Origin of the sequence: Rhizorhabdus antheiae, from assembly GCF_049889055.1 — a bacterium.
Taxonomy (GTDB): domain Bacteria; phylum Pseudomonadota; class Alphaproteobacteria; order Sphingomonadales; family Sphingomonadaceae; genus Rhizorhabdus.
On record NZ_JBLTWO010000001.1, the window covers coordinates 876,586 to 887,991 of the forward strand.

Annotated in this window: 10 protein-coding genes; all 10 read left to right on the plus strand. The window is 67.2% G+C overall.

Features of this window, described 5'->3' with window-relative positions:
• Positions 1-22 precede the first annotated feature (22 nt).
• On the plus strand, positions 23-1,933 hold the full coding sequence (locus ACNI3R_RS04100; RefSeq protein ID WP_426180141.1) for a CocE/NonD family hydrolase: 1,911 nt from the start codon (positions 23-25) through the stop codon (positions 1,931-1,933).
• Positions 1,934-1,964: 31 nt separating this feature from the next.
• Positions 1,965-2,756: a redoxin domain-containing protein gene (locus ACNI3R_RS04105; protein ID WP_426180144.1), complete on the plus strand. Its 792-nt coding sequence runs from the start codon at positions 1,965-1,967 to the stop codon at positions 2,754-2,756.
• A gap of 2 nt (positions 2,757-2,758) precedes the next feature.
• Positions 2,759-3,415, plus strand: a complete 657-nt coding sequence (locus ACNI3R_RS04110; protein WP_426180146.1) for a DsbA family protein — start codon at positions 2,759-2,761, stop codon at positions 3,413-3,415.
• A gap of 130 nt (positions 3,416-3,545) precedes the next feature.
• A complete protein-coding gene (locus ACNI3R_RS04115; RefSeq protein ID WP_426180149.1) occupies positions 3,546-4,085 on the plus strand; it encodes a thermostable hemolysin in 540 nt (179 codons plus the stop codon).
• Positions 4,082-6,124: an AMP-binding protein gene (locus ACNI3R_RS04120; protein WP_426180152.1), complete on the plus strand. Its 2,043-nt coding sequence runs from the start codon at positions 4,082-4,084 to the stop codon at positions 6,122-6,124. Before ACNI3R_RS04115 ends, ACNI3R_RS04120 begins: the two co-directional genes overlap by 4 nt.
• Positions 6,111-6,866 (plus strand): SDR family NAD(P)-dependent oxidoreductase, encoded by a 756-nt coding sequence (locus ACNI3R_RS04125; RefSeq protein WP_426180155.1) that lies wholly within the window; start codon positions 6,111-6,113, stop codon positions 6,864-6,866. Before ACNI3R_RS04120 ends, ACNI3R_RS04125 begins: the two co-directional genes overlap by 14 nt.
• A gap of 16 nt (positions 6,867-6,882) precedes the next feature.
• A complete protein-coding gene (locus tag ACNI3R_RS04130; RefSeq protein ID WP_426180157.1) occupies positions 6,883-7,530 on the plus strand; it encodes a hypothetical protein in 648 nt (215 codons plus the stop codon).
• A 1-nt stretch (position 7,531) separates the two neighbouring features.
• On the plus strand, positions 7,532-8,080 hold the full coding sequence (locus ACNI3R_RS04135; protein ID WP_426180159.1) for an RNA polymerase sigma factor: 549 nt from the start codon (positions 7,532-7,534) through the stop codon (positions 8,078-8,080).
• Positions 8,081-8,161: 81 nt separating this feature from the next.
• On the plus strand, positions 8,162-9,127 hold the full coding sequence (locus tag ACNI3R_RS04140) for a FecR family protein (protein WP_426180161.1): 966 nt from the start codon (positions 8,162-8,164) through the stop codon (positions 9,125-9,127).
• Positions 9,096-11,390: a TonB-dependent receptor gene (locus ACNI3R_RS04145; RefSeq protein ID WP_426180163.1), complete on the plus strand. Its 2,295-nt coding sequence runs from the start codon at positions 9,096-9,098 to the stop codon at positions 11,388-11,390. Before ACNI3R_RS04140 ends, ACNI3R_RS04145 begins: the two co-directional genes overlap by 32 nt.
• Positions 11,391-11,406 lie beyond the last annotated feature (16 nt).

The window sequence follows — 11,406 nt, forward strand, 5'->3', positions numbered from 1 at the left end:
TGCGGCGGGCCACCCATGTGACATGATCACACCCGCCCGCCTCGCCCGCAACCTTGCGCTCGCTCCGCTCGCCCTCGCCATCGCGACCACGCTCTCCGCCGCCCAGCCGGCGCCACCGCCGACCGACACGATGGCGAACGAGCAGGTCGCCGAATATGACTGGGTCCGCCCCGAGGCCGACTATGTCCGCCGGGTCGAGATGGTGCCGATGCGCGACGGCAAGAAGCTGTTCACGGTGATCATCCACCGCAAGGGCGTTACCGACGCACCGATCCTGCTCAGCCGCACGCCCTATAATGCGAACAAGATGACGTCGCGCAATCGCAGCCAGCGGATCGAGGAAATCCTGCCCGTCGCCGATGCCGAGTTCGTCAATGACGGCTATATTCGCGTCTATCAGGACGTCCGCGGCCTCGACGGCTCGGAGGGCGATTATGTCATGAACCGCCCCTTGCGCGGACCGCTCAACGCCACCGACGTCGACCATGCGACCGATGCCTATGACACGGTCGACTGGCTGGTGAAGAATGTGAAGGAGAGCAACGGCAAGGTCGGGATCACCGGCTCTTCCTATCTCGGCTTCACCTCGCTGATGGCGCTGATCGATCCGCATCCCGCGCTCAAGGCGGCGGTGCCGCAGAGCCCGATGGTCGATGGCTGGATCGGCGACGACTGGTTCCACAACGGCGCCTTCCGCACCTTCGGCTTCGACTATGATCTCGGCCAGACCGTCAAGAAGGGCGGCGGCGCGGTGCCGAAGGGGACGGGCGACGAATATGCGGCCTATCTCGAGGCGGGCTCGGCCATGGCCTATGCGCGCCGTTACGGACTGCTCGACCTGCCGGTGGTGCGCAAGGTGCTCGAACATCCGAGCTACGACGCCTGGTGGCAGGGCCAGGCGGTCGACAAGCTGCTCGGCGAACGCAAGCTGACCGTGCCCACCATGCTCGTCGTCGGGCAGTGGGACCAGGAAGACAGCTATGGCGCGCCCGCCGTCTACCAGGCGCTGGCCAAGCAGTCGCCCGCCGACGGGATGCTCAGCCTCGTCATCGGTCCCTGGCGCCACTCGCAGGTCAATTATGAGGCGCGCGAGCTCGGCCCGCTCAAATGGGAAGGCGACACCGGGCTGCAATTCCGCACGCGCTGGATGAAGCCCTTCCTCGACTGTCACCTGAAGAGCGTGGCCCCGAAATGCGACACCCCGCCCGTGCTCACCTATGCCACCGGCGCCAATCGCTGGGAGGTCTCGCCGAAATGGCCGGCGGGCACTTACAAGCCGCTCTATCTGAGCAAGGATTTCGGCCTGTCCTGGAGCAAGCCGCAGGCTGGCAGCGACAGCTATGTCTCCGATCCCGCCAAGCCGGTGCCGATGCTGCCCCGCCCGGTCCACATGCAGGGCGAGGAATGGAAGACCTGGCTCGTCCGTGATCAGCGCTTCGTCGACGGCCGGCCCGACGTGCTCAGCTATTCGACCGGCGTGCTCGACAAGGCGGTCCACATCAAGGGCGCCCCCAAGGTCGACCTGCGCGCCGCGACGAGCGGGCGAGACGGCGACTTCGTGGTCAAGCTGATCGACGTCTATCCGGACGAGAACTCCGCCAATCCGACGATGGCCGGCTATCAGCTGGCGCTCGGTATCGAGATTTTCCGGGGCCGCTATGTCAGCGGCTTCGCAACGCCCGCGCCGCTCAAGCCCGGCAAGACCTATGCGTTCGCCTGGGAGCTGCCCAATGTGGACCATGTCTTCCTGCCGGGGCACCGGATCATGGTGCAGGTCCAGTCGAGCCTCTTCCCGCTCTACGACCGCAATCCGCAAAGCTGGGTGGACTCGATCATGGACGCGAAGCCGGCCGACTATGTGAAGGCGACGCAGACGATCCGCTGGGGCGGCGATGCCGCCAGCGCGGTGTGGCTGCCGGTGGCAGGCGACTGACGCCGCCTGCCTTCATCAGCAGGCACATGACATGCTGAGCCTCGGCCCGCTGGCGATCGCCGGCGAACGCCTGGCCGCGCTGCTCGCGATCTGGGGCTTTCTGGCGGGCATGGGCATGATCGCCCGGCGATGGGCGCTGCCACAGCCGGCTCGGATCGGCTGGCTCGCGACCGCGATCGGACTGGCCATGGCGCGGGCGGGCTTCATTGCGGCCCATGCCCGGATCTATGCCGACGATCCGCTGTCGGCTCTCGCCCTGTGGCAGGGCGGATTCCTGCTTTGGCCCGGCATCGCCGGGGCGGCCCTCGTCCTTGTCATGGCGCTGCGTCCGTGGCGCGCACTGCTGGCCGGTCTTGCCCTGCTCGGCCTCTGCGTGGCCAGCGCCCTGTCCGTACAGGCGTGGCTCCGCCCTGCCCCCTTCGCCCTGCCGCGCGGGATTATGCTGCGCAGCATCGCGGGCGATGCCGTCCCGCTCGACACTTATCGCGGTCGTCCGCTCGTGCTCAATCTCTGGGCGACATGGTGCGGTCCCTGCCGCCGCGAACTGCCGATGCTGATCCGCGCTGCTGCTGCTTCGGACGTGCCAGTCCGTCTTGTCGATGCCGGCGAGAGCGCGGCGACCGTGCGATCCTTCCTACAGCGCGAAGGGCTCGTCAGCGATGCGGTACTGCTCGACGAGACCCAGGCGCTGATGCGCGCGGCGAACAGCGACGTTCTGCCGACGACGCTTTTCATCGATGCATCGGGGTGGGTAAGGCGCGTCGAACAGGGCGAGATTTCTCGCGCCGCGCTGACCGACGGCATCGCCCTGATCGAGGAGTGACAATGACAGTCTCACGGGCCCGCTGGGCCGCGATCGCCGCCCTTCTCCTGGGTTTGGCCGGCAGCGCCCAGAGCCAGCAGCCGCGCATCGCAGGGCAGGATCAGGTCGCCAGCGACATGGCGCGCCGGGTCCGGCAGGCGATCCGGACCGACCCAGTCGCGCCCGCCGTCGCGCCTAAAGGGGCCGACGTCACCATCGTCCTCTTTTCCGACTATAATTGTCCCTATTGTCGCAAGGTGCATCCGGCGCTGCAGGCGCTCCTGCGGGAAGACCCCAAGGTCCGGCTGCTCTATCGCGACTGGCCGATCTTCGGCGGCGCCTCGACCGAGGCCGCCCGTGCGGCGATCGCCGCCGAGTTCCAGGGGCGCCATGCCGCCTTCAACGATGCGCTGATGGCGAGCCAGGGCAAGCTCGACAGCGCCGGCATCCGCGCCGCCGCCAATCGCGCGGGTGTCGATTGGGCAAGGCTGCAAAAGGATATGACGGCACGCCGCCAGGATATCGACGCGGCGCTCGGCCGCTCGGACCGCTATGCCCGGATGCTGCGCCTCAGCGGAACGCCCGGCCTGCTGATCGGTCCCTATCTTCTGCCCGGCGCGGTCGGGGTCGCCGAACTGCGCAAAGTGGTCGCGGCTGTGCGTGCCAGGCCGGAAGACTGACGAAGCCCCAGGCCGAACCTCGGAGCCTCCTCTTCTCCTGGTATTTACCGCAACGCAAAAAACCCGCGCCCTCGCACTGGGGTGACGCCGATCCGGTGGCGTCACTGGTCCAAACAGTGCGAGTGCAAAGATGGACCAGTTGCTCAAGGATTTCGTGGCCGACCGTTTCGACCGGGTGCATTCGGCCACCCCCTGTCTCGATTACCCCGCCTGGATTCAGATTCGCGACCAGTCGCGCCGCCCCTCGGCGACGCTCGGCTTGCGCGATGCGTCCAAAGGCCCCCTGTTCCTGGAAGCCTATCTCGACCAGCCGATCGAGGTGCTGGTCGCGGCAGCGCTCGATATGGACATCGACCGCACCGAGATCGTCGAGATCGGCTGCCTCGCCGCGACCCCTTCGCGCTCGCTGATCGAGCTCTGGTGCGAAACGGCTGAGACACTGCGCGAAACCCATCGGGTGGCGGTCGCCACGCTGACCCGTCCGCTCCGGTCGATGTTTGCCCGCGTCGGCATCCCGCTCGTCGAACTGCATGTGGCCGACCCCGGCCGTCTTGCCAATGCCGATAGCTGGGGACGCTATTACCAGCTCGATCCGGTGATTTGCTGCGGTGAGATCGCGCAGGGCGCCGCCCTGCTGGAGAGGTTCACCGCACGGAGCCGCGCACAATGAGCGCGCTGCTGCACGCCATTCTCGCCGCCGCAAGCGGGCGAGGCCGCAAGCTCGCGTTGAGCGACGGTGCCAACCATATCCGCTATGAGGAGCTTCGGCCCGCCATCGACGCCGTGGCCGAGATGATCGAAGACGAAGCCGGACCGGCAGGGCCTGTCGCGATCGAGCTGGGCAATGGCATCGACTGGGTCTTGGCCGATCTGGCGCTGCTCTCGCTTGGCCGCGCCTGCGTTCCCGTCCCCCCCTTCTTCACGCCGGCCCAACGGCAGGATGCATTGCGCGATGCCGGTGTCGTCGCCAGCGTGACGCCCAAGGGCATCGTCCAGTTCGACTACCAGCCGGCCCTGTTGCCCGAGGGCACGGCGAAGATCAGCTACACGTCCGGGTCGACCGGCAAGCCCAAGGGTATCTGCCTGTCCGCCAATGGAATGCTCGCCACGGCGCTGTCGGTGATCGATCGCGCCGGGAGCGACAAGGCCGGGCTGCACCTGCCGATGCTGCCGCTCGCCGTGCTGCTGGAGAATGTGGCGGGGCTTTATGCGACCCTGATCGCGGGCGGCACCTATATGGTACAATCCCTCGAGGAAATCGGCTTCGCCCGGATGTTCGACCCGGATGCTGCAGCGATGCTGGCGGCGATCGAACGGACCGGCGCGACGAGTCTGATCCTGGTTCCCGAACTGCTCGGACGGCTTCTGGCTGCATGCGAGAAGGTCAACCGGGTTCCGTCGACGCTGCGCCTCGTCGCCGTCGGCGGCGCCCATATTTCCCCCGACCTGCTGTCGCGCGCCGATCGGATCGGGCTGCCGCTGGTGCAGGGCTATGGCCTGACCGAATGCGGCTCGGTCGTTGCGATCGAAACGCCCGGCGATCTTGCCGGGCGCGGCAGCGTCGGCCGCCCGCTGAGCCATGTGCAGGTCACGATCGAGGATGACGGCGAGATCGTCGTCGATGGGAATGGCCATCTCGGTCTGGTCGGCCAGCCCCGGCCGCAGTCACCGATCAGGACCGGCGACATCGGCCGCTGGGACGCGCAGGGACGGCTCGTCATCGACGGTCGCAAGTCGAACCTGATCGTGACCGGCTTCGGGCGCAACGTCTCGCCAGAATGGGTCGAGACGCTGCTCAAGGAGCGTTCCGAGATCGCCCAGGCGATGGTCTATGGCGACGGCGAAGCAGCGCTTTCCGCGCTCATCGTTCCCTCTTCGCTTATGGCCGACGTCGCGCCCGCGATCGCCGCTGTCAACGCAGATCTCCCTGACTATGCGCGCCTCAGCGACTGGCGCTGCACCAAGCCCTTCCTGCCCGTCGACGGCACGCTGACCGCCAATGGCCGGTTGCGGCGCGGCGAGATACTGGCCCGCGAAGAGGCGTTCCGGCTGTTCGACCGGCTGGTGCTCCGCACCCTGCCCGCACGGGCAAGGCTGCTGCGCGTGCCACAGATCCGGGCGGGCCTTGCCGGCAATATCAGCCGTGCGACCTACTCCGCCTATCTGGCGCAGGCCTATCATCATGTCCGCCACACGGTCCCCCTGATGCAGGAAGCCCGCGCCCGGCTCGGCCATCGGCCAGCTCTGGTCGCGGCACTCGACGAGTATATCGAGGAGGAGACCGGTCACGAACACTGGATCCTGAACGACATCGCGGCCCTCGGCGAAGATCCGCAAAGGGCCGTTGCCCTGGGCCCGTCCCCCGCGACCAAGGCGATGGTGGACCATGCCTATCGGACGATCCGGGAAGGCAACCCGGCCAGCTTCTTCGGCATGGTCTATGTTCTCGAGAGCACCAGCATCGCGCTGGCGAGCCAGGGTGCGGACGCGCTGCGGACCAGTCTCAACCTGCCCAGCACCGCCTTCAGCTATCTGCAGTCCCACGGCGCGCTCGACCAGGACCATATGCGCTTCTTCCAGGGGCTGATGGACAGCATCGAGGACCCCGACGACGCAACGGCGATCATCGCCATGGCCGACCGGATCTTCGACCTGTTCGGCGCCCTCTTCGCAACCATACCGATGGAGTTCGAACATGAAGCAGCTTGATGGACAAACTATTGCCGTCACCGGCGCTGCAGGCGGCATCGGTTCGTTGCTGTGCCAGCGCCTGGCTCAGCGCGGCGCTCATGTCATAGGCATCGACCGCCTCCCCTCACCGGATGCGAACAGCGAAATCATCGCCGACATCAGCAGCTTCGAAGGCATCGGTGAACTCGGCGCCCGGCTTGACGACATCGCCCCTGACATGCTCGTGAACCTGGCCGGAATTCAGTACTTTGGTCCGCTTCAGGATCAGTCGCCACAGAATCTCTGGGCCGGCTATGTCATCAACCTGATCGCGCCGGCGATGCTCTCGCGAGCGGTCTTGCCGGGCATGAGGGCGCGCCGATACGGACGGATCGTCAACATCGGATCGGTGTTCGGATCCATCCCCTTCGCCCATTTCGTCAGCTATTCCAGCGCCAAGGCAGGACTTAAAGGCTTGAGCCAGGCGCTCCGGCGCGAGCTGGCGGGAAGTGGCGTGGAGGTTACGCATATAGCGCCCCGCGCGGTGCGGACGCCGCTCAACTCCGAACGGGTGATGGCGCTGGCGGAGATCACGAAGATGCACCTCGATGCACCCGCGGATGTTGCCTACCGGATCGCCCTCGCCATCGAAAAGGGCGAACGCGACGTGGTGATCGGCTTTCCGGAATCGGTCTTCGTCCGGCTGAACGCGCTGATGCCGACGATGATCGACAAGGCCCTCGCCGCCAACGACCGCAAGGCGGCGGCCATCTTTAACTGAGACTATGGAGACGATGATGAAGGCTCGTTACATCCTGGCTGCGCTCGCACTCGGCAGCGCCCTCGCTCCCGCTCATGCCGACGGCACCAGCGACCGCGCCATGGCGCTCGCGGGCGCCTGGGCCCAGGCGAAATACGGCACCCCCGCCGCAGCCCAGACCGACGCGATGGCCAGGCTCAAGGGGCAGGCCGACGCGCTGGTCGCGGCGTCCCCGAACCGCGCCGAACCGCTGATCTGGGATGGCATCATCACCTCGACCCTCGCCGGGCTGAAGGGCGGCATGGGCGGTCTGTCGCTGGCCAAGGAAGCCAAGAACCTGCTCGAGAAGGCCGAGAAGATCGATGGCAGCGCGCTCGGCGGCTCGGCCCATACCAGCCTCGGCGCACTCTATTATCAGGTCCCGGGCTGGCCGATCGGTTTCGGTAGCAGCGACAAGGCACGCGCCGAGTTGCTGGCGGGCCTGAAGGCCAATCCTCAAGGCATCGATTCCAATTATTTCTGGGGAGACTTCCTGTTCCACCAGGGGCAATATGCGGAAGCAGCCAAGGCCCTGAAAACCGCTCTGGCGGCGCCCGCCCGACCGGGCCGCGAAGTGGCCGATTCCGGCCGGCGGGGCGAGATACAGAAGCTGTTGGGTCAGGTGAACGCCAAGCTCAAGGCCTGATATGGGGAGACCGGCGGTCGACGACGAATCCGAACAGCTTTCCGGCCTGACGAGCGTCCTGGCCGCCAACCGTCCTCAACTCCTGCGGTTCTTCACGGCCCGAACCGGCGATGCCGGCGAGGCGGAGGATGTGGTGCAGGACATCTGGCTGCACATCTCCCGCGCAGAGTCGGGGCCGATCGCCAATCCGCTCGCCTATCTGCACCGGGTGGGCATGAACATCGTCCTCGACCGGGTGCGCGAGCGCCGGCGCAGGACCAAGCGCGAGAGCGACTGGATCGCGGTCGAACATGATGTCGACCCGGCCGGTCCCGGCGAGGTGACCGACCAGTCGCCCTCCCCGCTCGCTATATTGGAAGGTCGCGACCGACTCCGCCGGCTTGCCGAAGCGATAGGCCAATTGCCGCCTGGCGCGGCACGCGTGTTCAGGCGGCACAAGCTCGACGGCCTCAGCCATGGCGAAGTCGCCGCCGAACTGGGAATAAGCCGCAGTGCGGTCGAGAAGCATATCGCGGTGGCGCTGCGCCATCTGCGGGAGCTGATGGCATGAAAAGCCGGGGCCGGACTGGGGTGCAAGACATGCGGCGGCGTCTATCGTCCATGAGGGTGGATGCGGCGCAGGAGGAGCGCAATGGAAGATAGACAGAAGGAGGACGCGCAAATCCGCGACGAAGCTGCGGGATGGCATGTCGCGTCCGCATTCGACGAGATGGACTGGGTGGCCTTTGCCGAATGGCTGAACCGCGATCCGCGTCACCGCGACGCCTATGACGACGTCGCGCTGCTCGATCGGGAGATCGAAGCAGGCCGCGAAGCGATCGCGACGCTGATGCCGGCCAACGACATCGAGGAAGAACAACCCGTCGTCGCCAGGCCGAACCGTCGCCGCTGGTGGGCAGGCGGGGGCGTCGCCCTGGCCGCCTGCCTGGCGCTGATCGGAATGCCGCAATGGATGCCGGCTGGCCCGGGCACGTCAGCGTCGACCTATCGAACGGCCGAGGCCGGCCGAACCATCGCCTTGCCCGACGGAAGCAGCATCGCGCTTGGCGGCAAGACCGAACTCGCCCTGGCCGATGGCGGCACGTCGATCCGCATGCGCGAAGGCGTCGCGCATTTCGACATAAAGCACGACCCCAGCCGACAGATGGTCATCGACGCCGGATCGGTGCAGATCAGCGACATCGGGACGCAGTTCGATCTGGTCGTCGGGCCGAAGCACACGACCGTCGCCGTCGGCGAAGGACGGTTGAGCGTGACGCCGCGTAACGGCAGCCCTGTCGTACTCACCGCCGGTCACCGTCTTGACCTCGACGAGGCCAAGGGCGACGCCACCATCCGCCCGACATCGACGGAATCGGTCGGCAGCTGGCGCGAAGGCCGCCTCGTTTACGACAATTCGCCGCTGGCTCTGGTCGCGATCGATATCGGGCGCTATTCCGGGCAGAGAATATCGGTCGATCCGCAGATTGCCGATTTGCGCATGTCCGGGGTGCTCAACATCGGTGACGGGTCCAAGCTTGTTTCGCAGGTCACCGCATTGCTGCCGATCCGGGCCGACCGGCAGGGTGAGGGCGTTCGCCTGGTGGCTGCTCGCTGAGCTGTTCCTATGCGCCGCCCCCGTCCAGGCGGCGCCCGTCCAGTTGGACATACCTGCCAGCGATCTCGGCCAGGCCCTGCTCGCCTTTTCGCGCCAGACCGGAGAGTCGGTCGGGACGGCTGGTGCGCTGCCGCGCCACCATGTCCGCCGCATCAAGGGCGCCTTCGATCCGCAGGATGCGCTGATCCGCATGGTGCGGGGCAGCGGACTGCGCGTCGTCCGCGCCGGGACCGGGCTCTGGCGGCTGGAACCTGCGGCGCGATCGGCGCCGTCGATCGAGCGCCCCCTCGACCATGCGGCCGAGGAGATCGTCGTCACCGGCTCCAAGCGCGACGAGGCGCTCGGGACCATTCCGATAGCGGTCTCGATCGTACGGCCCAGCTTGCCCGATGGCTTGATCCCGGGGCGAGGTCTGCAGGAGCTGGCGGGTGATGCGGAAGGCGTCTTCGCGACCAATCTCGGGCCCGGCCGCGACCGGCTGTTCCTGCGCGGGGTCGCCGACAGCGCGTTCAACGGCCCGACCCAGTCGACGGTCAGCCTCTTCCTCGACGACGCACGTGTCAGCTATGCCACGCCCGATCCCGACCTGCGCCTGATCGACATCGATCATGTCGAGATTTTGCGCGGTCCCCAAGGCACCTTGTACGGCACCGGCGCGCTGGGCGGCATCGTCCGCATCGTCCCCCGCAAGCCCGACCTGGACCACTGGGGTGCGACAGCCGCCATCGAAGGCCGGATAACCGCGCATGGCGCCACCGGCGGCACCTTCGACGGCACCATCAATGCGCCGCTGGTCGAGGACAAACTCGGCCTCCGCCTCGTGGGCTATGCGGAACGCACCGGCGGCTGGATCGACGATGACGGCCGGTCGCGCAAGGACGTGAACGATTCCCGGCGCTATGGCGGCCGTGCGGCCCTTCGCTGGAAAGCCGCCGAGGACTGGATCGTCGACATCGGCGCGGTCGCACAATGGATCGATGCCGACGACAGCCAATATGCGACCCGGGGACTGCACCGATCGACGCGCCTGGCCGAACCGCACGACAATGACTTTCTGGCCGGCTCGGTGACGGTGCGCGGCGTGGTCGCCGATCTCGACATCCTCTCGGCGACCGCCTTCGTCAAACATGAGGTGGAGAGCCGCTATGACGCCAGCGCGGCGGCGGCCTCGGTCGGCTATGTCCCGCCGCTCGCCTATCTCGATGCCCGCGATGTCCGGCTGTTCAGCCAGGAATGGCGCCTGAGCGACCCGTCTCCCGCCCGCCCCTGGGTGCTCGGCGCGACGCTGCTGAGCGTGGAGAACAGCGCGCGCGGGACCTTTCTTCCCGGCAATGCTCCGGCCGAGCGGGTGACCTCGCTCCACAACGACACGTTCGAGGCCGCCCTGTTCGGAGAGGCCAGCCAGCAGCTGGGCAATGCGTGGACCGCCACGCTCGGCGTCCGCGCCTTCCTGTCCAAGGTGAAGGACGAACTCGAAGGCGTGCGCGAAAGCGAGGCCAACCGCTTCGGCCTGACACCGTCCGCCGACCTGTCCTGGCACCCAGAGAACGGACGGACGGTCTGGCTCCGTTATGCCAAGGCGATCCGCCCCGGCGGACTCAACCCCGACGGCGCGCCCGGATTGAGCGGCTTCCGTTCGGACAAGCTGGAAAGCCTCGAACTGGGATGGCGCGCAAGGGTCGCGCCGCAGGTACAGATCCATGGCGCACTGTTCGGCCTGCGCTGGCGCAACGTGCAGAGCGACACGGTCGGAACCGACGGGCTGGTCCGCACGATCAACGCGGGCAGCGCGCGCAATTACGGGCTGGAGATGTCGCTCAGCTGGAAGCCGGGCCGCTTCCGGATCGATGGCAACGCCACGATGCAACATGCGCGGCTCAGCCGCCCCTCCGCCGCCGCCATGGCGATCGGCGACGATACGAGGCTGCCCGTGGTGCCCGACATAGCAGGACGGGTGCGCGTTGCGCATGAAAGCCGGCTGGGCGCGTTCGACCTGACCGGCTTTGTGGCGGCACGCTATACCGGCAGCGCCCGGCTGAGTTTCGACCCCGGCCTGGCGGCGCCGATGGGCGATTATTGGCAGGCCGACGCCGGGCTGACCCTCTCGCGCGACCGCACGACGGTTTCGTTGACGGTCACCAACATTCTGGACAGCCGCGGCAACAGCTTCGGCTTCGGCAACCCCTTCTCGCTGCGGCTCGCCCCGCAGGAGACGCCGCTGCGGCCCAGGACGATCGGCCTGCGGATCGAACGCCGGCTTTGAACACGCCCACCGGCTG